This is a genomic window from Acidovorax sp. M14 (assembly GCF_049331375.1).
Lineage (GTDB): Bacteria > Pseudomonadota > Gammaproteobacteria > Burkholderiales > Burkholderiaceae_C > Acidovorax.
The window spans coordinates 371283-393343 of sequence record NZ_CP186263.1; the positions used below are offsets into that span (position 1 = coordinate 371283).

Consider the following 22061-nt stretch of genomic DNA (forward strand, 5'->3'; position numbering starts at 1 on the left):
GACCGCCCCAGTGACCGCGACACGATAGCGAACGACCAACGGGGGTGATCATGGCGGATTTCAGGCGTTTTTGGCCCCAAGCGCTAGTCCGTCATGCGCTGGCAGCTATGGGTTTGATAGCGTTGTGCGCTAGTGTCCATGCGGCCGACTACACCGGCCCCCTGTTCGACGCCCACCTGCACTACAACGAGGAAGCCTGGGACGGCAAAGCAGGCCCGCACCCACCTGCCGACGTGCTGGCGCGCATGAAGGCCAGCGGCGTGCGCGCCATCGTGGCCAACTCGCGGCCCAATGCCGGGTCGCTCACGCTGGCGGGCCTGCCGCAGACCCGCGAGGCCGGCGTGACGGTGGTGCCGTTTGTGCGGCTGTACCGCAACCGCGCCGACTACACCGGCTGGTTTGCCGACGACACCATCTACGACATGGTGCAGACCGAACTGGCCCGGGGCACGCCCGCCGGCCCCTACCGGGGCCTGGGCGAATTCCACCTGTACGACAGCGCCAACGCCAACGGCCCCGTGGCCAAAAAGCTCATGGCCCTGGCCGAGCAGCGGGACCTGGTGGTGCTGGCCCATGTGGACGACACCGCCATCGACCTGCTGATGGCCAACACCCCGTCCAAGGGCCAGAAGGCCCGGCTGATCTGGGCCCACACCGGCATTGGCGGCGCGCCGGTGGAGCGGGTGGACGCCCTGATGGCCCGCTACCCCGGCCTGGTGGGCGAACTCTCGTACCGCCCCGGCCTGGTGTGCGACGACAACCAGCTGTGCCCCGCCTGGCGCGCGCTGCTGCTCAAGTACCCCACACGCTTTGTGATCGGCTCGGACACCTGGGTCAACCAGCGCTGGCAGCACTACGAAAGCCTGATGCAGGGCTACCGCCAGTGGCTGGGCGGCCTGCCCGCCGATGTGGCGCGCAAGGTGGCGTGGGACAACGCGGCGGGGCTGTTTGGGGTGGCCCGGCCGTGAGTGGGCCATCGCTGGGGTATGGAGGCTTGTGCCCTGGCTGCCTTCTAGCTGGCAGCCGTTGAACCCGGCGCAGCCCCTACCGGCGACCGCCGTGCAAGGGCCGCCCCGCCGCACTGGCGGTGTCCCCCTTCCCGAATCGCGCCAGCGAGTCGAGAGAAGGGGGAAGGCGCTTAGCGCCTCAGGGGGATGTCACCGCGTCCTCGCCAGATACCGCTTGCGCCAGAACAGCAGCACCAGGGCCACCGCGATGAACACCATCGACCCCATGGCCCACCAGAACCCATCGGCCTTGTGCACCAGCGGGATGAACTCGAAGTTCATTCCGAAAATGCCCGCGATCAGGTTCAGCGGCAAAAACACGGCTGTGAGCGCCGTGAGGGTGCGCATGATGTCGTTGGTGCGGTTGCTCTGCACCGAGAAGTGCATCTGCACGGCAGTTTCGGTGCTCTGCTCCAGGCGCCGCACGTGGTGCACCACGCGCTCAATGTGCTCCAGCACGTCGCGGCTGCGCACCTTGAGCAGGTCCAGCTCGCGCAGGCCGGTGGGGGTGTCGGGCAGGGCCCAGGTTTCCAGCGCGTCGATCCAGTCCTGCACGGCGGTGCGCTGGTCTTCGCAGATCTCGTCGAGCATGTGCAGCGACAGGCGCGCTTCGAGCAGCGAGGTCCAGTTCACGTACCGCGCGCGGGGCTTGAGCAGCTCGGTCTGCCAGTGGTCCAGCTGGCGGGTGAGCTCGCGGCGCAGGTCCAGGTAGCCGTCCACCATCTGGTTGACCACGCGCAGCATCAGGTCGGCCGGGCTGGTGGGCAGGCGTGCGCCCGAGATGGGGCTGCTGCGGCCTTCGCCCATGCCGGGGCCCGCGTGGGCATTGCCGTGGGCGGCAGCATGGCTGGCGGTGGCGTTGGTGCCATTGCTATTTCCGTTGCCATTGGCCGGGGTGGCCGCCAGCAGCCGCGTCGCGTAGGCATCGCGTACCGCGCAGTCGGTGGGGTGCACGGTCAGCAGCAGCTGGTCGAACACCGCAAACCCCACGGGGCTGGTGTCGATGCGCCGCAGCACGGGCGGGCCGCTGCGCTTGGCGGGGGCGTGGGGGTTGTCGGGCTCAGTAGCCACGGCCGGTGCGGCGGGTGCGGCCGTCACCAGCTGCTCGGGCGGCGCAGCATCGCCCTGCACCGTGGCCAGGCGGCGGAACACCAGCAGGTCGTACTGCGAGGTGTAGTCGTAGTGCGAGGGCAGCTGCGCGTTGAGCAGGTCGGACACATGCAGGTCCACCAGCTGCAGCCCGATCAGCGCCTGCAGGCGGCCCTGGATCTCGGCCAGCCGCGCCTGGAAGGCCGGGCGGGCGCAGGCCACCCATAGAAAGCCCTGCGCCGGCATCTGGGCGGGCAGGGCGGTCAGCTCCTGCACGCCGCTGCTGTGGATGTGAAAGATGCGCATGGACACCGTTTTCAGTCAAAAGCGCCCGTGGCGTTAGTGGAATATAAGCTGGCAGCTATTATTTTTGTAGCTTGCGTGCCACGTCGCGCGCAAAGTAGGTCAGCACACCGTCGGCGCCAGCGCGCTTGAAGGCCAGCAGGCTTTCCATCATCACGGCATCGTGGTCCAGCCAGCCGTTGGCGGCGGCGGCTTTGATCATGGCGTACTCGCCGCTCACCTGGTAGGCGAAGGTGGGCACCTTGAACTCGTCCTTCACGCGGCGCACGATATCGAGGTAGGGCATGCCGGGTTTCACCATCACCATGTCGGCGCCTTCGGCGATGTCGATGGCCACCTCGCGCAGGGCCTCGTCGCTGTTGCCGGGGTCCATCTGGTACACGTTCTTGTCGGCCTTGCCTAAAGCGCCGCGCGTGCCCACAGCGTCGCGGAACGGGCCGTAGAAGGCGCTGGCGTATTTGGCGCTGTAGGCCATGATGCGGGTGTGGATGTGGCCCTGCACCTCCAGCGCCTCGCGGATGGCGCCGATGCGGCCATCCATCATGTCGCTGGGCGCGACGATGTCCACGCCCGCCTCGGCATGCGTGAGCGCCTGACCGGTGAGGATTTCCACCGTCTCGTCGTTGATGATGTAGCCGGTCTCGTCCAGCACGCCGTCCTGGCCGTGGCTGGTGTAGGGGTCCAGCGCCACATCGGTCATCACGCCCAGGTCGGGAAATTCTTTCTTGAGTGCCCGCACCACGCGCGGGATCAGGCCGTTGGGGTTCAGGGCTTCCTTGCCGTCGGGCGTCTTGAGCGACGGGTCAATTGCCGGGAACAGCGCCAGCACCGGGATGCCCAGCTTCACGCAGTCTTCGGCCACGGGCAGCAGCAGGTCCAGGCTCAGGCGGTCCACGCCGGGCATGGAGGTCACGGCCTCGCTGCGGTCGGTGCCCTCGTGCACAAACACGGGGTAGATCAGGTCGTCGGCGGTGACCACGTTCTCGCGCACCAGGCGGCGGGTGAAGGCATCGCGGCGCAGGCGGCGGGGGCGGTTCTGGGGGAAGGGGGCAGGGCTTTGGAGGTGCATCATCGGATTATGAATCCCTCCCTGTGGCGCTGTGCACCGGCTCGCGCCCCGGTGGCAGGAGGACGGGCGGCGGTGGTTGGCGCTTCGGGCGCGCTGTGGAAAAGCCGCTTGTAACCGCCCAGGCCCAGTGCTAGATTGGGGCCGGGCGGCTTGCCGCCCCCCGCTTTTCCTCCCTGAGCGGGACCTGGGCTGCAGCGATGCGGCACAGGCTTTCCCGGCCCGGCGGATCTGCCGGGCTTTTTTTTGGGGTTGTCCCGTCAGAGTGGCGTAGGCCCGTAAACTGCCCCCATGCTCTGGGTCAAAGCCTTTCACATCGTTTTCGTGGCCAGCTGGTTTGCGGGCCTGTTCTATTTGCCGCGCATCTTCGTCAACCTGGCGATGGTGGCGCCCGGCTCGGCCGCCGAGCGCGACCGCCTGCTGCTCATGGCGCGCAAGCTGATGCGCTTTACCACCCTGCTGGCTGTGCCCGCCATTGCGCTGGGGCTGTGGCTGTGGCTGGGCTACGGCATCGGCCGGGGCCCGGGCAATGGCTGGATGCATGCCAAGCTGGCCGTGGTGGTGCTGGTCATCGGCTACCACCACGCGTGCAGCGTGCTGCTGCGCAAGCTGGCCGACGGCACCAGCCGCCGCAGCCATGTGTGGTTCCGCTGGTTCAACGAAGCGCCGGTGCTGCTGCTGCTGGTGGCCGTGGTGCTGGTGGTGGTCAAACCCTTCTGACGGAGACGCAGAGGGCGCATGCACAAAACCTCTGCCTGGCCGCTCGCGCTGACGTACACGGCGCTGATCGTTTTTGCCAGCCTGTTCCCGTTTGACGGGTGGCGCGAACAGGGCATCGACCCCCTGGTCTTTTTGTTTGCACGGATCCCCCCGCCTTACTGGACGGGGTTTGACGTGGTGACCAACATCGTGGGCTACGCGCCCCTGGGCTTCCTGCTGGTGCTGGGCCTGTTGCGCTCGGGCTGGCGGCATGTGCTGTGGGCGGTGGCGCTGGCCACGCTGGGGGGCACGCTGCTGTCGCTGTGCATGGAGTTTCTGCAGATCTACCTGCCCCGGCGCGTGCCTTCCAACCTGGACCTAGTGCTCAACGCGCTGGGCACGCTGGCCGGTGCGCTGAGTGCCGCACTGCTGGAGCGGCTGGGCGCGCTGGACCGCTGGAGCGACTTCAGGGCGCGCTGGTTCGTGTCCGACGCGTCGGGCGGCATGGTGCTGCTGGCGCTGTGGCCGCTGGCGCTGCTGTTTCCGGCGGCGGTACCTTTTGGCCTGGGCCAGGTGCTGGAGCGGCTGGAGGCCGCACTCATCGACCTGCTGGCCGATACGCCGTTCCTGGAATGGCTGCCCCTGCGCGAGACCGAGTTGGACCCGCTGTCGCCCAGCGGCGAGCTGCTCTGCGTCACCCTGGGGTTGCTGATTCCCTGCCTGCTGGGGTATTGCGTGATCCGCCAGATGGGGCGGCGCGCCCTGTTTGCGCTGGCGGTGGTGGGGGTGGGCATCGTGCTGACCGCACTGTCGGCCGCACTCAGTTGGGGCCCCGTGCACGCCTGGGAGTGGATGGACCTGCCTGTGCGCGTGGGCGTGTGGGCAGCGCTGGGGCTGGCCCTGTTGATGCTGGCCCTGCCGCGCCGGGCCTGCGCTGCCGTGCTGCTGCTGGCGCTGACCTGGCACCTGGCGCTGCTGAACCAGGCGCCCACCAGCGCCTACTTTGCCCAGACCCTGCAGATCTGGGAGCAGGGCCGGTTCATCCGCTTTTATGGCCTGGGCCAGTGGCTGGGCTGGTTGTGGCCCTATGTTACGCTGCTGTACGTGGTGTTTCGGGTGTCGCGGCGCGACGCTGGAGTCTGATTCACCGGGCAATCGCCTCCGGCGTTCTATGCGGCCACGCAGGGGTTTGGGGCTGCGCTCCGCCCGGTCTGGAAGGTGGGTGTCCTTAAAATGCGGGGATGAGCGACACCCCTTCCGCACCGGCCGCAGCGCCCGGTTACTACCAGCGCCACATCTTCTTCTGCCTCAACGAGCGCACCAACGGGGAAGACAGCTGCGCGCACCACAACGCACAGGCGGGTTTTGACCGCTGCAAGGCCCAGGTCAAGGCCGCCGGGCTGGCGGGTGCCGGCAAGGTGCGTGTGAACAAGGCCGGTTGCCTGGACCGCTGCGCGGGAGGCCCCGTGGCCGTGGTCTACCCCGAAGGCACCTGGTACACCTATGTGGACGCGGCGGACATCGACGAAATCGTCGAATCGCACCTCAAGAACGGCCAGGTGGTGGAACGCCTGGTCACGCCAGCGGAACTTGGCCGCTGAGCGCGGCTCCATCCCTGTCTTGGAACGATTTTGGCAGCAGGCGATAGTGGATCATGCCCCTGCTGCTATTGATTGAGTAGCAAATCCGTGAATGCCCAGACCGAACGCCTGACCCTGTCCGGCCCCGCAGGCGCCATCGAGGCCGTGCGCGACAGCGCCACCCTGGCCGATGGCGCGGCGCCCCGTGGCATCGCCATCATTGCCCACCCCCATCCGCTGTTTGGCGGCACCATGGACAACAAGGTGGTGCAGACCCTGGCGCGCGCGTTTGTGCAGTGTGGCTGGACGGCGGTGCGCTTCAACTTCCGCGGCGTGGGCGCCACGGCTGGCGTGTACGACGAGGGCCGGGGCGAGTTGCAGGACCTGCTGGCCGTGGTGGAGCAGGTGGCTCCCGCCGCTGTGGGCCAACCCCTGGCGCTGGCGGGGTTTTCTTTCGGGGCGTTTGTCACCAGCCACGCCCTGGAGGCCCTCTGGCCCACGCAGCGCGTGGAAAAGGCCGTGCTGGTCGGCACGGCCGCCAGCCGCTTCACGGTGGCCCCGGTGCCGCCCGACGCCCACCTGCACACGCTGGTCGTGCACGGCGAGCAGGACGACACCGTGCCACTGTCGGCTGTGATGGACTGGGCCCGGCCCCAAATACTGCCTGTCACAGTTGTCCCCGCAGGCGGTCATTTCTTTCACGGACAATTGCCGCTTCTGAAGAACCTGGTGGTCCGCCACCTGCAATCGGGCGCCTGAGGGGCGCCGCCCGGACCGGCTCCGGCCGTCTGTCGTCCTCCCTCTCCTGCCTTTCCTCCCACCCTTTTTTCGAGCCTCTCCAGCCCCCTCCTGCCCCATGAAACGAATCCTGTCTGCGTTGCGATCCCTGGCCGTCTTTGCTGCGGTGGCCCCGGCTGCCTTTGGCGCTTTTGCCCAGGCGCCCCAGCCCCCCGAAATCGCCGCGCGCACCTACATGCTGGTGGATGTCACTGCCAACCAGGTGCTGGCCGCCAAGGACATCGACGCGCCGGTAGAGCAGGCCTCGCTCACCAAGCTCATGACGGGCTACCTCGTGTTTGATGCGCTGCGCTCCAAGAAGATCTCGCTGGACCAGAAGCTGCCCGTGAGCGTGCGCGCCTGGAAGATGCCCGGCTCGCGCATGTTCATCGACCCCAAGATGCAGGTGCCGGTTGAAGACCTGATCAAGGGCATGATCGTGCAGTCCGGCAACGACGCCACCATGGCCCTGGCCGAAGGCGTGGGCGGCACGGCCGAGAACTTCGTCAAGCTCATGAACGACCAGGCGCAGGCGCTGGGCATGAAAGGCACGAGCTACAAGAACCCCGAAGGCCTGACCGAGCCCGGCCACACCACCACGGCGCGCGACCTCTCCGTGCTGGCGATGCGGCTGATGAAGGACTTCCCGGAGTACATGCACTACTACTCCACCAAGCAGTACAGCTACCCCGGCACCCCGGCATCGAACGGCAGCAACCGCAATTCGCTGCTGTTCCGCGACCCCACGGTGGACGGCCTCAAGACCGGCCACACCGCCGCTGCGGGCTACTGTCTGGTGGCCACGTCCAAGCGTGAATTCCCCGGTGTGGGCCAGCGCCGCCTGCTGTCCATCGTGCTGGGTGCCGCGAGCGAAAACGCGCGCGCGAACGAAAGCCAGAAGCTGCTGAACTGGGGCTACACCGCGTTCGAGGCGGTCAAGTTGTTTGACGCAGGCAAGCCGGTGGCGACACCTGCCGTCTGGAAGGGCACTGCAAGCACCCTCAAGATCGGGCGCGAAGAAGCCATCGTGGTGGCGGTGCCGTCCGGCAGCGCCGGCAAGATCACCACCCAGATCGCCCGCCCCGATCCGCTCGTGGCGCCCTACACCAAGGGCCAGGCCATCGGTACCCTCAAGGTCATGCTGGGCGACCAGTCCATCGGCGAAGTGCCTCTGGTGGCGCTGGAGGCCGTGGAGCAGGCCGGCATCCTGGGCCGTGCATGGGACGCCATCCGCCTCTGGATCAAGTAAGACTGGATTGCCGAAATTAAGAGGGCACTTCTGAAACCATAGCTGGCTGCGCAGGTCCGGCAAGCGCCGGGCCTGGTTTTGACCTCCATTTTTGCAGCCAACACCTGCCAGTTAACGGAATCGCAGCAGGTGCCCTGGGGCCCCGCAAGCCGCAGCAGGCTTGCCTTCGAGGGGGCATCCTGCTACATTAGAAGGCTTTTCGGAATTTCCGAAGGGATTCACGTTTTCGCTTTCACGAAGCAAATTCACGTTTAGGGACGTATTTCATGCCAACCATTAATCAACTGGTCCGTCAGGGGCGCGAGGTCGAAAAGACCAAGTCCAAGAGCCCTGCGATGGAAAACTCTCCACAGCGCCGTGGCGTGTGCACCCGTGTGTACACCACGACGCCCAAGAAGCCTAACTCCGCTCTGCGTAAGGTTGCCAAGGTGCGCCTGACCAACGGTTTTGAGGTCATCTCCTACATCGGCGGTGAAGGCCACAACCTGCAGGAACACAGCGTGGTGCTGGTTCGCGGCGGTCGTGTGAAGGACTTGCCAGGTGTGCGTTACCACATCGTGCGTGGTTCGCTGGACTTGCAAGGCGTGAAAGACCGCAAGCAAGCCCGCTCCAAGTACGGCGCGAAGAAGCCAAAGGCCAAGTAAGCCCTGGTCCTTTCGGTCTGAAGAATTTTCGGTGCTGTTTTTCCGCGTGGCGCGGAGTGGCAGCGTAGTGACCCCAAACGCAGGTGTTCTGCGCGGGTCGAGTAAGTGGGAGTCCAGAGATTGGCTCTCGCGGTGTCTGAAAAGATGCCAACTGAAGCAAAGATAGAGGTAAAAAATGCCACGTCGTCGCGAAGTCCCCAAACGTGAAATCCTGCCGGATCCCAAGTTCGGCAATGTAGAGCTGTCCAAATTCATGAACGTGATCATGGAAGGCGGCAAGAAGGCAGTTGCAGAGCGCATCATTTACGGCGCCCTGGAACTGATCGAGAAGAAGCACCCCGATAAGGACCCTCTGGAAGCCTTCACCGTTGCCATCAACAACGTGAAGCCCATGGTGGAAGTGAAGTCCCGCCGCGTGGGCGGTGCCAACTACCAGGTGCCTGTGGAAGTGCGTCCCGTCCGTCGTCTGGCCCTGTCCATGCGCTGGATCAAGGAAGCCGCCCGCAAGCGCGGTGAAAAGTCGATGGCCCAACGCCTGGCCAACGAACTGCTGGAAGCCACCGAAGGCCGTGGCGGCGCCATGAAGAAGCGTGACGAAGTGCACCGCATGGCCGAAGCCAACAAGGCATTCAGCCACTTCCGCTTCTAAAACGCGGATTTGCCCTGATATAGGCCCAAGGCTGCTGGCGTTTTGCCTGCAGCCTTGTGTCGATTTCAGGCAGTCACAAAATTGACGGGTTGCAGCGCCAGAATGCTGGGCCCGCCCCCGAAAACACGAACCATCCAAGGATCCACCATGGCTCGCAAGACCCCCCTCGAGCGTTACCGCAATATCGGTATCTCGGCCCACATTGACGCTGGCAAGACCACCACAACCGAGCGTATTCTTTTCTACACCGGCGTGAACCACAAGATTGGTGAAGTGCACGACGGCGCGGCCACCATGGACTGGATGGAGCAAGAGCAAGAGCGTGGCATCACGATTACCTCGGCGGCCACCACCTGCTTCTGGAAGGGCATGGACATGTCCTTCCCCGAGCACCGCATCAACATCATCGACACCCCCGGCCACGTGGACTTCACGATTGAAGTGGAGCGTTCCATGCGCGTGCTGGACGGCGCCTGCATGGTGTACTGCGCCGTGGGTGGCGTGCAGCCCCAGTCGGAAACCGTCTGGCGCCAGGCCAACAAGTACAAGGTGCCACGTCTGGCCTTTGTGAACAAGATGGACCGTACCGGTGCCAACTTCTTCAAGGTCGTGGACCAGATGAAGCTGCGCCTGAAGGCCAACCCTGTGCCTATCGTGATCCCGATCGGTGCTGAAGACAACTTCAAGGGCGTGGTCGACCTGCGCAAGATGAAGGCCATCATCTGGGACGAAGCATCCCAGGGCATGAAGTTCACCTTCGAAGACATCCCGGCTGACCTGGTCGAAGTGGCCAAGGAATGGCGCGAAAAGATGGTCGAAGCGGCTGCTGAAGCCTCTGAAGACCTGATGAACAAGTACCTGGAAGAGGGCGATCTGTCGGAAGAAGAGATCACCCAAGGCCTGCGTACGCGCACCATCAACGGCGAAATCCAGCCCATGCTGTGCGGGACGGCGTTCAAGAACAAGGGTGTGCAGCGCATGCTGGACGCCGTGATCGAACTCATGCCTTCGCCCCTGGATGTGCCTCCCGTGCCCGGCTTCGACGAAGACGACAAGGAAGTCACCCGCAAGGCGGACGACAACGAGAAGTTCTCGGCCCTGGCGTTCAAGCTGATGACCGACCCGTTCGTGGGTCAGCTGACGTTCGTGCGTGTGTACTCCGGCGTTCTCTCCAAGGGCGACACCGTGTACAACCCCGTGCGTGGCAAGAAGGAGCGTATCGGCCGTATCGTGCAGATGCACGCCAACGAGCGCCAGGAAGTGGACGAAATCCGCGCCGGTGACATCGCTGCTTGCGTGGGCCTGAAGGACGTGACCACGGGTGAAACCCTGTGTGATCCCGCCGCTGTGGTGACGCTGGAGCGCATGGTGTTCCCCGAGCCCGTGATCCGTCAGGCTGTGGAACCCAAGTCCAAGGCCGACCAGGAAAAGATGGGCATCGCCCTGTCGCGCCTGGCTGCAGAAGATCCATCGTTCCGCGTGCAGACCGACGAAGAATCCGGCCAGACCATCATCGGTGGTATGGGCGAGCTGCACCTCGAAATCATCGTGGACCGCATGAAGCGTGAATTCGGCGTGGAAGCCAACGTGGGCAAGCCCCAGGTGGCCTACCGCGAAACCATCCGCAAGACGGTGGAAGAAGCCGAAGGCAAGTTCGTGCGCCAGTCCGGTGGTAAGGGCCAGTACGGTCACGTTGTGCTCAAGATCGAACCCAACGAAGCCGGCAAGGGCATCGAGTTTGTGGACGCGATCAAGGGCGGTGTGGTGCCTCGCGAATTCATCCCAGCGGTGGAAAAGGGTATCAACGAAGCCGTGACGCAAGGCGTGCTGGCTGGTTACCCCGTGGTGGACGTCAAGGTCACGCTGCACTTCGGTTCGTACCACGATGTGGACTCGAACGAACTGGCGTTCAAGATGGCTGCCATCTTCGGCTTCAAGGAAGGTTGCAAGAAGGCCGGTCCGGTCATTCTGGAACCCATGATGGCCGTGGAAGTGGAAACGCCTGAAGACTACGCCGGTAACGTGATGGGTGACCTGTCCAGCCGTCGCGGCATGGTGCAAGGCATGGACGACATGGTCGGTGGCGGCAAGGCCATCAAGGCTGAAGTGCCCCTGTCCGAAATGTTCGGCTACTCCACGACACTGCGCTCCATGTCGCAAGGTCGCGCCACCTACACGATGGAATTCAAGCACTACAGCGAAGCACCTCGCAACGTGTCTGAAGCCATCATGGCAGCACGCGCCAAGTAATTAAGCATTTCGCCCGGGCCGTTTTGGTCCGGGCTTTGTTTTGTCTGCGATCCGGTGCCACTCTGTTCCCTGTGCGGAGTGAATCAGCAACCAGATGCAGACGTAAAACCACTACACAGGGATTGCTCTTTGGAGAATTGAAATGGCAAAAGGTAAGTTTGAACGCACCAAGCCCCACGTGAACGTGGGCACGATCGGTCACGTGGACCATGGCAAGACGACGCTGACGGCGGCTATCGCCACGGTGCTGTCCTCCAAGTTCGGCGGCGAAGCCAAGGCCTACGACCAGATCGACGCTGCGCCCGAAGAAAAGGCCCGCGGTATCACGATCAACACCGCCCACGTGGAATACGAAACGGCCAACCGCCACTACGCCCACGTGGACTGCCCCGGCCACGCCGACTATGTGAAGAACATGATCACCGGCGCTGCCCAGATGGACGGCGCTATCCTGGTTTGCTCCGCTGCTGACGGCCCCATGCCCCAGACCCGTGAGCACATCCTGCTGGCCCGCCAAGTGGGCGTGCCTTACATCATCGTGTTCCTGAACAAGTGCGACATGGTGGACGACGAAGAACTGCTGGAACTCGTCGAAATGGAAGTGCGCGAACTCCTGGACAAGTACGACTTCCCAGGCGACGACACCCCCATCATCCGTGGCTCCGCCAAGCTCGCCCTGGAAGGCGACAAGGGCAAGCTGGGTGAAGAAGCCATCATGAAGCTGGCCGAAGCCCTGGACACCTACATCCCCACGCCTGAGCGCGCTGTGGACGGCGCCTTCCTGATGCCTGTGGAAGACGTGTTCTCCATCTCCGGCCGCGGCACCGTGGTGACCGGCCGCGTGGAACGCGGCATCATCAAGGTCGGCGAAGAAATCGAAATCGTGGGTATCCGCGACACGCAAAAGACCACCTGCACCGGCGTGGAAATGTTCCGCAAGCTGCTGGACCAAGGCCAAGCTGGCGACAACGTCGGCCTGCTGCTGCGCGGTACCAAGCGCGAAGACGTGGAGCGCGGCCAAGTGCTGTGCAAGCCCGGCTCGATCAAGCCCCACACCCACTTCACGGCTGAGGTGTATGTGCTGAGCAAGGACGAAGGCGGCCGCCACACTCCTTTCTTCAACAACTACCGTCCCCAGTTCTACTTCCGCACGACCGACGTGACTGGCGCCATCGAGCTGCCAGCCGACAAGGAAATGGTCATGCCTGGTGACAACGTGTCGATCACTGTGAAGCTGATCAACCCCATCGCCATGGAAGAAGGTCTGCGCTTCGCTATCCGCGAAGGCGGCCGCACCGTGGGCGCTGGCGTCGTGGCCAAGATCATTGCTTAATTCATAAGCAGAAAAGGAACTTGCCATGTCCAAGCAAAAAATCCGCATCCGCCTGAAGGCGTTTGACTACAAGCTGATCGACCAGTCCGCTGCCGAGATCGTTGACACCGCCAAGCGCACCGGCGCCATCGTCAAGGGTCCCGTGCCCCTGCCGACGCGCATGAAGCGTTTCGACATCCTGCGTTCGCCCCACGTCAACAAGACCAGCCGCGACCAGCTCGAAATCCGCACGCACCAGCGTCTGATGGACATCGTGGACCCTACGGACAAGACCGTGGACGCCCTGATGAAGCTCGACCTGCCCGCTGGCGTGGACGTCGAAATCAAGCTGCAGTGATGTAGCCGTAGCTGCTGCAAGGCGGGCTCCTCCGCCTTGTGGTGACTGACATAACGCGAACTTGCTTGAAAAAGCGGTTCGCGTTATACTTTAGGGCTTCGCCTAATTTGCGTGCGTTTTCGCGCGTCGGTGGGTGGAGTTTTAATAACCCTCTTTCATGCACGCGAGTGCAACGCCGTGGCCAATTGAAGTTGCGGCGGTGGAAGTTTTGGAGAAACAAATGAGTCTGAGCAACTCCCTCGGGTTGCTGGGTCGCAAAGTGGGCATGATGCGTCTGTTCACCGATGATGGGGACGCAGTGCCTGTCACGGTGGTGGATGTGTCCAACAACCGCGTTACCCAGGTCAAAACCCAAGAGAACGATGGCTACGTGGCCCTGCAGGTCACGTTCGGTTCGCGCAAAGCATCGCGCGTGACCAAGCCAGAAGCCGGCCACCTTGCTAAGGCAGGTGTGGAAGCCGGTGAAATCATCCAGGAATTCCGCGTGACCGCAGAAACCGCCGGCAAGTACGCCGCAGGTGCTGCAGTGCCGGTGGCTGATGTGTTTGCCGTGGGCCAAAAGGTCGACGTGCAAGGCACCTCCATCGGTAAGGGCTACGCCGGTACCATCAAGCGTCACAACATGAGCTCGCAGCGCGCGTCGCACGGTAACAGCCGTTCGCACAACGTGCCTGGCTCGATCGGTATGGCACAAGACCCCGGTCGCGTGTTCCCCGGCAAGCGCATGACGGGCCACCTCGGCGATGTCACCAAGACCACGCAAAACCTCGATGTCATCCGCATCGACGAAGCGCGTCAACTGCTCTTGATCAAGGGCGCGATTCCGGGCTCCAAGGGTGGGTTCGTAACCGTGCGTCCCGCCATCAAGGCCAAAGCCTCCAAAGGAGCGAACTAATGCAGCTCGAACTCCTGAATGACCAAGGCCAAGGCGCATCCAAGCTGGATGTTCCCGAAACCGTGTTCGGTCGTGAATACAACGAAGATCTGGTGCACCAGATCGTGGTGGCCTATCAGGCCAACGCACGCCAAGGCACTCGCGCCCAGAAGGACCGCGAGCAAGTCCGTCACTCGACCAAGAAGCCTTTCAAGCAAAAGGGTACGGGTAACGCACGTGCAGGTATGACTTCCTCGCCACTGTGGCGCGGGGGCGGTCGGATTTTCCCGAACATGCCTGACGAAAATTTCACGCAGAAGATCAACAAGAAGATGTACCGCGCCGGTATGTCAGCCATCTTGTCGCAGCTGGCCCGCGAAGGTCGTCTGGCTGTGGTCGACTCGCTGAAGCTTGACTCACCCAAGACCAAGGTCCTGGCCGACAAGTTCAAGGCGATGAACCTGCAATCGGTGATGGTGATTGCCGACGAAGTGGACGAAAACCTGTACCTGGCCTCGCGCAATCTGGTGAACGTGCTCGTCGTTGAGCCCCGTTACGCCGATCCCGTGTCGCTGGTGCGTTTCAAGAAAGTGCTCGTCACCAAGGGTGCAATCGACAAACTCAAGGAGATGTTCGCATGAGCACACTCAAGTTTGACGAAGGTCGTCTGATGCAAGTTCTGGTCGCTCCCATCGTGTCCGAAAAGGCCACCATGGTTGCCGAGAAGTCCAATGCAGTGACGTTCAAGGTGCTGCAGAACGCTACCAAGCCCGAAATCAAGGCCGCTGTGGAGTTGATGTTCAAGGTGGAAGTCAAGGGCGTTTCTGTGGTGAACACCAAAGGCAAGACCAAGCGTTTCGGCAAGACTGTCGGCCGCCGCGACAATGTTCGCAAGGCATACGTCACGCTGCAGCCAGGTCAAGAGCTGAACCTCTCCGGGGAGGCCGCGTAATCATGGCTGTCGTTAAGATGAAACCTACCTCGCCCGGCCAACGTGCCGTGGTGAAGGTCACGCGTGACCACCTGTACAAGGGTGAAGCTTACGCCCCCCTGCTGGAGCCACAATTCCAGAAGGCCGGCCGTAACAACAACGGTCACATCACCACCCGTCATAAGGGCGGTGGCCACAAGCACCACTACCGTGTGGTGGACTTCAAGCGCAACAAGGACGGCATTCCTGCCAAGGTTGAGCGCATCGAGTACGACCCCAACCGTACGGCCCACATCGCTCTGGTGTGCTATGCCGACGGCGAGCGTCGCTACATCATCGCTCCCCGCAACCTGGAAGTGGGCGCAACCCTGCTGTCGGGTTCGGAAGCCCCGATCCGCGCTGGCAACACGCTGCCTATCCGCAACATCCCCGTGGGTTCGACCATCCACTGCATCGAGCTCAAGCCCGGTGCCGGTGCTCAGATCGCACGCTCGGCTGGTGCTTCGGCAACGCTGCTCGCCCGTGAAGGCGTGTACGCCCAGGTGCGTATGCGTTCCGGCGAAGTGCGCAAGATCCACATCGAATGCCGCGCCACCATTGGTGAAGTGGCCAACGAAGAACACAGCCTGCGCCAACTGGGCAAGGCCGGTGTGAAGCGCTGGATGGGTATTCGTCCTACGGTTCGCGGCGTGGCCATGAACCCGGTGGATCACCCTCACGGTGGTGGCGAAGGCCGCACCGGCGAAGGCCGCCATGCAGTCGATCCTTGGGGCAATCTGACCAAGGGTTATCGCACCCGTAACAACAAGCGCACACAGATCATGATCGTGTCGCGTCGCAAGAAGTAAGGGGTAACAGATGACTCGCTCTCTCAAAAAGGGTCCATTTGTTGACCATCACTTGCTGGCCAAGGTCGAAAAGGCCGTTGCCACCAAGGACAAGAAACCAGTCAAGACCTGGTCGCGTCGCTCCATGGTTCTGCCCGAGTTCATCGGTCTGACCATCGCCGTGCACAACGGTAAGCAACACGTGCCGGTCTATGTCACCGACCAGATGGTGGGCCACAAGCTGGGCGAATTCGCCCTGACGCGCACCTTCAAGGGTCACCCCGCTGACAAAAAAGCGAAGAAGTAAGGAACGACCATGTCTGAAACACGTGCAGTCCTCCGGGGCGTCCGTCTGTCGGTCGACAAGGGCCGTCTGGTCGCCGATCTGATCCGCGGCAAGAAAGTGGACCAGGCTCTGAACATCCTGAACTTCACGCAGAAAAAAGCTGCGGGAATCGTCAAGAAGGTTCTGGAGTCGGCCATCGCCAACGCCGAACACAACGATGGCGCTGACATCGACGAACTGAAGGTCAAGACCATCTACGTCGAACAAGGCACCACGCTCAAGCGCTTCACCGCGCGCGCCAAAGGCCGCGGCAACCGCATCAGCAAGCCCACGTGCCATGTGTACGTGACGGTTGGCAACTAAAGGCTCGGGAAGACTATGGGACAGAAAATCCATCCTACCGGCTTCCGCCTTGCGGTCAGCCGCAACTGGTCCAGCCGTTGGTACGCCAGCAACCGCGACTTCGCGGGCATGCTGGCCGAAGACATCAAGGTGCGTGAGTACCTGAAGGCCAAGCTCAAGAACGCGGCTGTGTCGCGCATCCTGATCGAGCGTCCTGCCAAGAACGCCCGCATCACCATTTACTCGGCACGTCCTGGTGTGGTGATCGGCAAGAAGGGCGAAGACATCGAGAACCTGAAGAAGGAACTCGCGTCGCGTCTGGGCGTGCCCGTCGCAGTGAACATCGAAGAAGTGCGCAAGCCTGAAATCGATGCCAAGCTGATCGCCGACAGCATCACGCAACAGCTCGAAAAGCGCATCATGTTCCGCCGCGCCATGAAGCGCGCCATGCAGAACGCCATGCGTCTGGGTGCCCAGGGCATCAAGATCATGTCGTCCGGTCGTCTGAACGGTATCGAAATCGCTCGCTGCGAGTGGTACCGTGAAGGCCGCGTGCCACTTCACACGCTGCGTGCGGACATCGACTACGGCACCTCTGAAGCCAAGACCACCTACGGTGTGATCGGCGTCAAGGTCTGGGTCTACAAGGGTGACACGCTGGGTCGTAACGACCTGCCAGCCGTGGAAACGCCTCGTCCAGACGAAGAGCGCCGCCCACGCGGTCCACGCCGTGATGGCCGCCCAGGTGGCGACCGTCCAGCCGCCGGCCGTGGCCCACGTCGTCCTGTCGGTGGCAACACCGCTCCGGCCGACGGCAGCGACAAGCCAGCGGAAGCTGGTGGCGCTGATAACAATGCCGTTAAGCGCGTACGCAAGGTCGCCGCGCCCGCTACAGCAGCGGACGGTAAAGGAGAATAAAGATGCTGCAACCTGCTCGCCGTAAATACCGCAAGGAGCAAAAGGGCCGTAACACTGGCGTCGCAACGCGGGGTGCCTCCGTTGCCTTCGGTGATTTCGGTCTGAAGTGCACCGATCGTGGCCGTCTGACGGCCCGCCAGATCGAAGCTGCACGCCGTGCGATTTCCCGTCACGTCAAGCGTGGCGGCCGTATCTGGATCCGCGTGTTCCCGGACAAGCCAATCTCTACCAAGCCCGCAGAAGTGCGTATGGGTAACGGTAAGGGCAACCCCGAGTACTACGTGGCTGAAATCCAGCCCGGCAAGATCGTGTTCGAAATCGTTGGTGTGCCCGAAGAACTGGCCCGCGAAGCGTTCCGCCTGGCTGCTGCCAAGCTGCCGCTGCGCACCACGTTCGTCAGCCGTCACCTCGGCGCGTAATTCAGGAGACCATGAAAATGACCAAAGCTACTGAACTGCGCCAAAAAGACGTTGCTGGCATCGAAGCCGAAATCAAGGCGCTGCAAAAAGCCCACTTCGGCCTGCGCATGCAAAAGGCTACGCAGCAACTGGGTAACACCAACACGCTGCGCACCACCCGCCGTGATATCGCACGTGCCAAGACCATCCTTGCTGAAAAGCAAGCCGCCAAGTAAGGAGCCCATATGACGGAACCTAAAAAATCCCTCAAGCGCACCTTGATTGGCAAGGTGGTCAGCGACAAGCGTCAAAAGACTGTGACCGTGCTGGTCGAGCGTCGTGTGAAGCACGAGCTCTACGGCAAGATCGTTGCGAAGTCGAGCAAGTACCACGCCCACGACGAAAAGGGCGAGTACAAGCTGGGCGACGTGATCGAAATCACCGAGAGCCGTCCGCTCTCCAAGACCAAGAACTGGGTGGCTACCCGCTTGGTGCAAAAGGCCGGTCTGCTGTAATCAGCTTTCCAAGCCTGCTCCAGGGGCGCAAACCCCTGGGCGGCAAAGCCCTTCAAAACGACCCACAATGTGGGTCGTTTTGCTTTGTGGGCCTTCTTTTGATGCGAACGGTGCACAGGCCGTGTCCAGGAGGAGTTTTGCAAGGCATGGCGTTCTCGGGTTTCAACACCCCCATCCCAACATCCCAAGGAGAAAACAATGATCAAAGTCGGTGACACCCTGCCCGCGGCCACGCTGATGGAATATTCCGAAGTCGAGGGTGAAGGCTGCAGCATCGGTCCGAACCCCGTAGCGGTCGACAAGGCCACGGCCGGCAAGACGATTGCCCTGTTTGCCCTGCCTGGTGCCTTCACGCCCACCTGCTCGGCCAAGCATGTGCCTGGCTATGTGGAGAAGGCTGCCGAGTTCAAGGCGGCCGGTGTAGACGAGATCTGGTGTGTGAGCGTGAACGACGCGTTCGTGATGGGTGCCTGGGCCCGCGACCAGAAGACCGATGGCAAGGTGCGCATGCTGGGCGACGGCAGCGCCGCCTTCGCACAAGCCACGGGCCTGACTCTGGACCTGACCTCCAAGGGCATGGGCCTGCGCAGCAACCGCTATTCGATGCTGGTGCGCGATGGCAAGGTGGTGACGCTCAACGTCGAAGCGCCAGGCAAGTTTGAAGTGAGCGACGCCGACACCCTGCTGGCCCAGGCCAAGGCGGCGTGACGCGCCACTGATTGCTATTGAATCGATAGCTGCTAGCGCATGTAAATCCTGCGCTAGCGCCTCAAATGGTCAGAAAATATCGACCTTGAGGTAATGCGCCCCGGGTATGGGGTTGTGATAGTAGGGCGGGATTTCTTCAAAGCCCAGATCGGTGTACAGCGCGCGGGCTGACTCCATATCGTCCAGGGTGTCGAGCAACACGCAGGCGTAACCGGCCTGCCGCGCCCGGTCCAGCATAGCTTCGGCCAGCTCGCGGCCCAGGCCAAAGCCACGGAACGCCTTGCGCACATACAGCCGCTTCATCTCGCTGGCGTTGGGGTAATCGGCGTTGTCCAGCGGGCGCAGGGCACAACAGCCTGCCAAGGCGCCTTCCACTTCGGCGATCAGCAGGGCGCCACGGGGTTCGGCGTAGTCGCCCGGCAGTTGTGCCAGTTCGGACTCAAAGTCCTGAAAGCACAAGTCAACACCGAGTGTGCTGGCGTACTCGCGAAAGATGTCTCGGACCGCATCCCACTCGGCGGGCGAGGAGGGGGTTCTCAGGGAGATGGAGGGCTTGTCCAAAGCGCAAGGCATGCAAACAAAAGAGCCGCCAGTGTAGCGACTTCGTTCAGAACGCCGGCGCCGCCAGCGACGACACCCACCACGCCACGCCAGCGCTCAGGGCCAACACCACCAAGGCCGCGATGCGGCTGAGGGCGTCATCCCGCGATGGTGCTGCCACCTCGGGCAGCGTCTTGTCGCCGTCCAGCATGGGGCGGACGAGCTGCTGCTTGCGCACACGCACATAGAAGATGATGGCCAGCACATGCAGGCCCACCAGTGACAGCACCAGGAACTGCCCGATGTCCTTGTGGTAGTTCGTGGCCAGCCCCACGACGGCGTTGGAGACATATTGGGTCAGGGGCCCGGCGAAGGCGATCTCATCGTCGCTCAGCAGGCCGGTGCCCACCTGGGCTGCCAGCACGGCCAGCAGCACGAACACCGACAACGCGCCCAGCGGGCTGTGTCCAATGCCGTCCTCCGGGTGGGGTGCGCCACGCAGGTACTGCAACAGCCGCGCGGGCGAGTACAGAAATGCCGAAAAACGCGACCAGCGCCCCCCCACCAAGCCCCAGACCAGCCGGAACACCAGCAGCGCCAACACCGTGTAGCCCAGGCGGAAATGCCAGACCATGGCGTTCCCCCCCACATTGGCCGTGATGACCAGTCCCACGATGCAGGCGGCCAGGGCCCAGTGAAAAATGCGGGTTGGAAGGTCCCAGATGCGTACGGTGTGCTGCGTCATGGTGGTCAGGGCTTTGCGCCAGAGTGATGGGGACGGAGGTGCCAGCGGCATTGTGCGACAGGGCGGCCCGGGCTGTAACCACCCCGCCACAGCACAACAGCGCCCAAACCGGCATACTGCGCAGGCTTGGAAGGCACCATTCTGTTCCACCCACGAAAAAGGAAGTTCCGATGAAAGCATTTGCTGCGTTGACCCTGGCGGCTGCGGCCCTGACCCTGTCCGCCCCCGCCTCCGCCCAATTTGCCAAAGCCGAAGACGCCATCAAATACCGCCAGAGCGCGCTGTTCGTGATGGGCCAGCATTTCGGACGCCTGGGCGCCATGGCCAATGGCCGCGCGCCGTTCGACGCCAAGGTGGCGCAGGAGAATGCCGATATCGTGGCGCAGATGGCCAAGCTGCCTTGGGCTGGCTTTGGCGCCGGCACCGACAAGGGCGCGCCCACCAAGGCGCTGCCAGAAATCTGGACCGAGCAGGCCAAGTTCAAGGAGCATTCCGAGAAGCTGGAGGCCGAGACCGTGAAACTTGCCGCCGCAGCCAAGACGGGCAACCTGGACAACCTCAAGACCGCCTTTGGGGCCACCGCAGGCACCTGCAAGGCCTGCCACGACAGCTTCCGCGCGAAGTAAAACAGACGGTGGGGAAACGCCTTGCTATGTTTTACGTAGCATGCAGGGCATGATCCACTAGCGCAAAAGGCCAATTTCTTTCGAAATTGGCCTTTTTTTCATCCCGAACGGGCTGTGGTGCATGGGGCGGAGTCTTCGCCTCGCTGCTCAGGTTTCAGCCAGCAGCTTCTCGATCAGCTGGTGCAGCTCCGGGAAATTGGGGGCGCCCACATAGGTCTTCACGATCTCGCCCCGCTTGTTCACGATGAAGGTGGAAGGCGTCAGGCGCACATCGCCCCAGGCCTTGGCCACGTTGCCGGTGTTGTCGATGGCCACCTGGAAGGGCAGCTTGCGTGTCTCGGCAAAGTTCACCACGTAGCTGGGCGGGTCGTAGCTCATGGCCACGGCCAGGGTGTCAAAACCCTTGCTGTTGTATTTGTTGTAGGTCGCGATGATCTCGGGCATTTCGGCCACGCAGGTGGTGCAGCTCGTGGCCCAGAAGTTGACCAGGGTGACCTTGCCTTTCAGGTCGGCGGTGGATTTGCTGGAGCCATCCAGCAGCAGGAAGGTCGATGCGGGCGCTTCGGCGCGGCCCGTGTCCAGGTACACATAGGCGCCCACGGCAGCAAACGCTGCCACCGCCACACCTGCTGCCCATTGCTTGATCGCCATGACTTCACCACCCATCCCAAAAGAAACACGGGGCCTGTGCCCCACCCCATATTGTGCCGGAGCCGCCTGTGTGCCGTGCCAGCAGTTCCTGCAAACCCCAGGCTGGACTCGAATTGCGGGTAAAAGTTCGCCCCCAAACGCGGCGCAGAGCCGGCATGGGGGACTCTGCCGATAATGCCCCGATGAAATGGACATTGACCGGGGCTGCCGCCCTGCTGATTGCGGGCTGCAGTCCTGCGCTGAACTGGCGGACCGTGCCGCTGCCCGAAGCGGATTTGACCATCATCCTGCCGTGCAAGCCCGACCAGGCCACCCGCACGGTGGAGCTGGCCGGTGCCCCGGTGGAGCTGTCCATGGTGGGCTGTGATGCCGACGGCGCGACCTTTGCGGTGTCTCATGCTGCGTTGGCCGACCCCGCCCAGGCGGGCGCGGCGCTCACCCATTGGCGGGCTGCGATGCTGGCACGCCTGGGGGCAGGGGCCGAAGCGGGCGCCAAAGACGTGCCCTACGCGCCGCGCGGCACCATGCCCCTGCCGCAGTCGGTGCGCACGGTGGCGCAGGGGCAGCGGCCCGATGGCAGTGCGGTGGTGGCGCAGGCCGTGTGGTTTGCGCGTGCCGCAGGGCCGCAGGTGCGGCTGTACCACGCCGTCGTCTACACCACCAAGCCCCGGCCGGAGGTGGCCGACCAGTTCTTCGCCGGCCTGGCGCTGCCATGAC

General features: G+C 63.2%; 29 protein-coding genes. 24 read left to right on the plus strand and 5 right to left on the minus strand.

All coding sequences use genetic code 11. From position 1 onward, the window contains the following. Positions 1 to 107 precede the first annotated feature (107 nt). Positions 108 to 968, plus strand: coding sequence for an amidohydrolase family protein (locus ACOYR4_RS01750; RefSeq protein ID WP_422848446.1), 861 nt, complete (start codon positions 108 to 110; stop codon positions 966 to 968). Between the two features lie 189 nt (positions 969 to 1157). Here the strand turns inward: ACOYR4_RS01750 and ACOYR4_RS01755 are convergent, their stop codons facing one another. Beyond that, positions 1158 to 2402, minus strand: coding sequence for a magnesium transporter CorA family protein (locus ACOYR4_RS01755; protein WP_422848447.1), 1245 nt, complete (start codon positions 2400 to 2402; stop codon positions 1158 to 1160). Between the two features lie 58 nt (positions 2403 to 2460). After that, positions 2461 to 3468, minus strand: coding sequence for a porphobilinogen synthase (hemB, locus tag ACOYR4_RS01760; protein ID WP_422849614.1), 1008 nt, complete (start codon positions 3466 to 3468; stop codon positions 2461 to 2463). Between the two features lie 288 nt (positions 3469 to 3756). Between hemB and ACOYR4_RS01765 the strand changes: the two genes are divergently transcribed. The 21 genes from ACOYR4_RS01765 to ACOYR4_RS01865 all read left to right on the plus strand — a co-directional run bounded on the left by ACOYR4_RS01765 (position 3757) and on the right by ACOYR4_RS01865 (position 18782). Beyond that, positions 3757 to 4185, plus strand: a complete 429-nt coding sequence (locus tag ACOYR4_RS01765) for a CopD family protein (protein WP_015012180.1) — start codon at positions 3757 to 3759, stop codon at positions 4183 to 4185. Between the two features lie 18 nt (positions 4186 to 4203). After that, complete coding sequence (locus ACOYR4_RS01770) at positions 4204 to 5307, plus strand: VanZ family protein (protein ID WP_422848448.1); 1104 nt, start codon at positions 4204 to 4206, stop codon at positions 5305 to 5307. Positions 5308 to 5405: 98 nt separating this feature from the next. Then, entirely contained in the window at positions 5406 to 5765 is a 360-nt protein-coding gene (locus ACOYR4_RS01775; RefSeq protein ID WP_015012182.1) for a (2Fe-2S) ferredoxin domain-containing protein, read from the plus strand. A gap of 87 nt (positions 5766 to 5852) precedes the next feature. Then, positions 5853 to 6503: an alpha/beta hydrolase gene (locus ACOYR4_RS01780; protein WP_422848449.1), complete on the plus strand. Its 651-nt coding sequence runs from the start codon at positions 5853 to 5855 to the stop codon at positions 6501 to 6503. Between the two features lie 97 nt (positions 6504 to 6600). Next, entirely contained in the window at positions 6601 to 7770 is a 1170-nt protein-coding gene (locus ACOYR4_RS01785; protein ID WP_209816489.1) for a D-alanyl-D-alanine carboxypeptidase family protein, read from the plus strand. Positions 7771 to 8036: 266 nt separating this feature from the next. Further along, positions 8037 to 8414 carry a 30S ribosomal protein S12 gene (gene rpsL / locus ACOYR4_RS01790; protein ID WP_015012185.1) on the plus strand — a complete coding sequence of 126 codons (378 nt, stop codon included), beginning with the start codon at positions 8037 to 8039 and terminating at the stop codon, positions 8412 to 8414. Between the two features lie 175 nt (positions 8415 to 8589). After that, entirely contained in the window at positions 8590 to 9063 is a 474-nt protein-coding gene (gene rpsG, locus ACOYR4_RS01795) for a 30S ribosomal protein S7 (protein WP_005798541.1), read from the plus strand. A gap of 147 nt (positions 9064 to 9210) precedes the next feature. Then, positions 9211 to 11313: an elongation factor G gene (gene fusA, locus ACOYR4_RS01800; protein ID WP_015012186.1), complete on the plus strand. Its 2103-nt coding sequence runs from the start codon at positions 9211 to 9213 to the stop codon at positions 11311 to 11313. 142 nt (positions 11314 to 11455) lie between these two features. Next, the gene (gene tuf, locus ACOYR4_RS01805) at positions 11456 to 12646 is read left to right on the plus strand and encodes an elongation factor Tu (RefSeq protein WP_015012187.1); all 1191 of its coding nucleotides are present in this window, start codon (positions 11456 to 11458) and stop codon (positions 12644 to 12646) included. Positions 12647 to 12671: 25 nt separating this feature from the next. Next, the gene (rpsJ, locus tag ACOYR4_RS01810; protein WP_005796953.1) at positions 12672 to 12983 is read left to right on the plus strand and encodes a 30S ribosomal protein S10; all 312 of its coding nucleotides are present in this window, start codon (positions 12672 to 12674) and stop codon (positions 12981 to 12983) included. 220 nt (positions 12984 to 13203) lie between these two features. Continuing rightward, entirely contained in the window at positions 13204 to 13878 is a 675-nt protein-coding gene (rplC, locus tag ACOYR4_RS01815; protein WP_015012188.1) for a 50S ribosomal protein L3, read from the plus strand. Continuing rightward, the gene (rplD, locus tag ACOYR4_RS01820; RefSeq protein ID WP_008906425.1) at positions 13878 to 14498 is read left to right on the plus strand and encodes a 50S ribosomal protein L4; all 621 of its coding nucleotides are present in this window, start codon (positions 13878 to 13880) and stop codon (positions 14496 to 14498) included. Before rplC ends, rplD begins: the two co-directional genes overlap by 1 nt. After that, positions 14495 to 14809, plus strand: a complete 315-nt coding sequence (gene rplW, locus ACOYR4_RS01825) for a 50S ribosomal protein L23 (protein ID WP_007847815.1) — start codon at positions 14495 to 14497, stop codon at positions 14807 to 14809. The genes rplD and rplW overlap by 4 nt, the downstream gene beginning before the upstream one ends. A 2-nt stretch (positions 14810 to 14811) precedes the next feature. Next, entirely contained in the window at positions 14812 to 15636 is an 825-nt protein-coding gene (gene rplB / locus ACOYR4_RS01830) for a 50S ribosomal protein L2 (protein ID WP_008906426.1), read from the plus strand. A gap of 10 nt (positions 15637 to 15646) precedes the next feature. Further along, the gene (rpsS, locus tag ACOYR4_RS01835) at positions 15647 to 15922 is read left to right on the plus strand and encodes a 30S ribosomal protein S19 (protein ID WP_010467177.1); all 276 of its coding nucleotides are present in this window, start codon (positions 15647 to 15649) and stop codon (positions 15920 to 15922) included. A gap of 9 nt (positions 15923 to 15931) precedes the next feature. Next, complete coding sequence (gene rplV, locus ACOYR4_RS01840) at positions 15932 to 16264, plus strand: 50S ribosomal protein L22 (protein ID WP_007847806.1); 333 nt, start codon at positions 15932 to 15934, stop codon at positions 16262 to 16264. A 15-nt stretch (positions 16265 to 16279) separates the two neighbouring features. Then, positions 16280 to 17161 carry a 30S ribosomal protein S3 gene (gene rpsC / locus ACOYR4_RS01845; RefSeq protein WP_422848450.1) on the plus strand — a complete coding sequence of 294 codons (882 nt, stop codon included), beginning with the start codon at positions 16280 to 16282 and terminating at the stop codon, positions 17159 to 17161. Between the two features lie 2 nt (positions 17162 to 17163). Then, entirely contained in the window at positions 17164 to 17580 is a 417-nt protein-coding gene (gene rplP / locus ACOYR4_RS01850) for a 50S ribosomal protein L16 (RefSeq protein ID WP_015012190.1), read from the plus strand. A 17-nt stretch (positions 17581 to 17597) separates the two neighbouring features. After that, positions 17598 to 17795 (plus strand): 50S ribosomal protein L29, encoded by a 198-nt coding sequence (gene rpmC / locus ACOYR4_RS01855; protein ID WP_015012191.1) that lies wholly within the window; start codon positions 17598 to 17600, stop codon positions 17793 to 17795. A 9-nt stretch (positions 17796 to 17804) separates the two neighbouring features. Continuing rightward, on the plus strand, positions 17805 to 18074 hold the full coding sequence (rpsQ, locus tag ACOYR4_RS01860) for a 30S ribosomal protein S17 (RefSeq protein WP_015012192.1): 270 nt from the start codon (positions 17805 to 17807) through the stop codon (positions 18072 to 18074). Between the two features lie 198 nt (positions 18075 to 18272). Then, positions 18273 to 18782, plus strand: a complete 510-nt coding sequence (locus ACOYR4_RS01865; protein WP_015012193.1) for a peroxiredoxin — start codon at positions 18273 to 18275, stop codon at positions 18780 to 18782. Between the two features lie 69 nt (positions 18783 to 18851). Here ACOYR4_RS01865 and ACOYR4_RS01870 read toward each other — a convergent pair whose 3' ends face one another. Then, complete coding sequence (locus tag ACOYR4_RS01870; protein ID WP_015012194.1) at positions 18852 to 19355, minus strand: GNAT family N-acetyltransferase; 504 nt, start codon at positions 19353 to 19355, stop codon at positions 18852 to 18854. 34 nt (positions 19356 to 19389) lie between these two features. Continuing rightward, positions 19390 to 20067 carry a cytochrome b/b6 domain-containing protein gene (locus ACOYR4_RS01875; protein WP_422848451.1) on the minus strand — a complete coding sequence of 226 codons (678 nt, stop codon included), beginning with the start codon at positions 20065 to 20067 and terminating at the stop codon, positions 19390 to 19392. Between the two features lie 170 nt (positions 20068 to 20237). Here ACOYR4_RS01875 and ACOYR4_RS01880 point away from each other — a divergent pair, with 170 nt between their 5' ends. Next, positions 20238 to 20693: a c-type cytochrome gene (locus tag ACOYR4_RS01880; RefSeq protein ID WP_015012196.1), complete on the plus strand. Its 456-nt coding sequence runs from the start codon at positions 20238 to 20240 to the stop codon at positions 20691 to 20693. A gap of 147 nt (positions 20694 to 20840) precedes the next feature. Here ACOYR4_RS01880 and ACOYR4_RS01885 read toward each other — a convergent pair whose 3' ends face one another. Beyond that, positions 20841 to 21344: a TlpA disulfide reductase family protein gene (locus ACOYR4_RS01885; RefSeq protein ID WP_422848452.1), complete on the minus strand. Its 504-nt coding sequence runs from the start codon at positions 21342 to 21344 to the stop codon at positions 20841 to 20843. Between the two features lie 182 nt (positions 21345 to 21526). Here ACOYR4_RS01885 and ACOYR4_RS01890 point away from each other — a divergent pair, with 182 nt between their 5' ends. Continuing rightward, positions 21527 to 22060, plus strand: a complete 534-nt coding sequence (locus ACOYR4_RS01890; protein ID WP_422848453.1) for a hypothetical protein — start codon at positions 21527 to 21529, stop codon at positions 22058 to 22060. Position 22061: the final 1 nt, after the last annotated feature.

Excerpts from the sequence above, each read along its gene's own strand:
- ACOYR4_RS01750 (WP_422848446.1), top strand. The coding sequence starts at position 108 with ATGGGTTTGATAGCGTTGTGCGCTAGTGTCCATGCGGCCGACTACACC.
- ACOYR4_RS01755 (WP_422848447.1), bottom strand. The coding sequence starts at position 2,402 with ATGCGCATCTTTCACATCCACAGCAGCGGCGTGCAGGAGCTGACCGCC.
- hemB (WP_422849614.1), bottom strand. The coding sequence starts at position 3,468 with ATGCACCTCCAAAGCCCTGCCCCCTTCCCCCAGAACCGCCCCCGCCGC.
- ACOYR4_RS01765 (WP_015012180.1), top strand. The coding sequence starts at position 3,757 with ATGCTCTGGGTCAAAGCCTTTCACATCGTTTTCGTGGCCAGCTGGTTT.
- ACOYR4_RS01770 (WP_422848448.1), top strand. The coding sequence starts at position 4,204 with ATGCACAAAACCTCTGCCTGGCCGCTCGCGCTGACGTACACGGCGCTG.
- ACOYR4_RS01775 (WP_015012182.1), top strand. The coding sequence starts at position 5,406 with ATGAGCGACACCCCTTCCGCACCGGCCGCAGCGCCCGGTTACTACCAG.
- ACOYR4_RS01785 (WP_209816489.1), top strand. The coding sequence starts at position 6,601 with ATGAAACGAATCCTGTCTGCGTTGCGATCCCTGGCCGTCTTTGCTGCG.
- rpsL (WP_015012185.1), top strand. The coding sequence starts at position 8,037 with ATGCCAACCATTAATCAACTGGTCCGTCAGGGGCGCGAGGTCGAAAAG.
- rpsG (WP_005798541.1), top strand. The coding sequence starts at position 8,590 with ATGCCACGTCGTCGCGAAGTCCCCAAACGTGAAATCCTGCCGGATCCC.
- fusA (WP_015012186.1), top strand. The coding sequence starts at position 9,211 with ATGGCTCGCAAGACCCCCCTCGAGCGTTACCGCAATATCGGTATCTCG.
- tuf (WP_015012187.1), top strand. The coding sequence starts at position 11,456 with ATGGCAAAAGGTAAGTTTGAACGCACCAAGCCCCACGTGAACGTGGGC.
- rpsJ (WP_005796953.1), top strand. The coding sequence starts at position 12,672 with ATGTCCAAGCAAAAAATCCGCATCCGCCTGAAGGCGTTTGACTACAAG.
- rplC (WP_015012188.1), top strand. The coding sequence starts at position 13,204 with ATGAGTCTGAGCAACTCCCTCGGGTTGCTGGGTCGCAAAGTGGGCATG.
- rplD (WP_008906425.1), top strand. The coding sequence starts at position 13,878 with ATGCAGCTCGAACTCCTGAATGACCAAGGCCAAGGCGCATCCAAGCTG.
- rplW (WP_007847815.1), top strand. The coding sequence starts at position 14,495 with ATGAGCACACTCAAGTTTGACGAAGGTCGTCTGATGCAAGTTCTGGTC.
- rplB (WP_008906426.1), top strand. The coding sequence starts at position 14,812 with ATGGCTGTCGTTAAGATGAAACCTACCTCGCCCGGCCAACGTGCCGTG.
- rpsS (WP_010467177.1), top strand. The coding sequence starts at position 15,647 with ATGACTCGCTCTCTCAAAAAGGGTCCATTTGTTGACCATCACTTGCTG.
- rplV (WP_007847806.1), top strand. The coding sequence starts at position 15,932 with ATGTCTGAAACACGTGCAGTCCTCCGGGGCGTCCGTCTGTCGGTCGAC.
- rpsC (WP_422848450.1), top strand. The coding sequence starts at position 16,280 with ATGGGACAGAAAATCCATCCTACCGGCTTCCGCCTTGCGGTCAGCCGC.
- rplP (WP_015012190.1), top strand. The coding sequence starts at position 17,164 with ATGCTGCAACCTGCTCGCCGTAAATACCGCAAGGAGCAAAAGGGCCGT.
- rpmC (WP_015012191.1), top strand. The coding sequence starts at position 17,598 with ATGACCAAAGCTACTGAACTGCGCCAAAAAGACGTTGCTGGCATCGAA.
- rpsQ (WP_015012192.1), top strand. The coding sequence starts at position 17,805 with ATGACGGAACCTAAAAAATCCCTCAAGCGCACCTTGATTGGCAAGGTG.
- ACOYR4_RS01865 (WP_015012193.1), top strand. The coding sequence starts at position 18,273 with ATGATCAAAGTCGGTGACACCCTGCCCGCGGCCACGCTGATGGAATAT.
- ACOYR4_RS01870 (WP_015012194.1), bottom strand. The coding sequence starts at position 19,355 with ATGCCTTGCGCTTTGGACAAGCCCTCCATCTCCCTGAGAACCCCCTCC.
- ACOYR4_RS01875 (WP_422848451.1), bottom strand. The coding sequence starts at position 20,067 with ATGACGCAGCACACCGTACGCATCTGGGACCTTCCAACCCGCATTTTT.
- ACOYR4_RS01880 (WP_015012196.1), top strand. The coding sequence starts at position 20,238 with ATGAAAGCATTTGCTGCGTTGACCCTGGCGGCTGCGGCCCTGACCCTG.
- ACOYR4_RS01885 (WP_422848452.1), bottom strand. The coding sequence starts at position 21,344 with ATGGCGATCAAGCAATGGGCAGCAGGTGTGGCGGTGGCAGCGTTTGCT.
- ACOYR4_RS01890 (WP_422848453.1), top strand. The coding sequence starts at position 21,527 with ATGAAATGGACATTGACCGGGGCTGCCGCCCTGCTGATTGCGGGCTGC.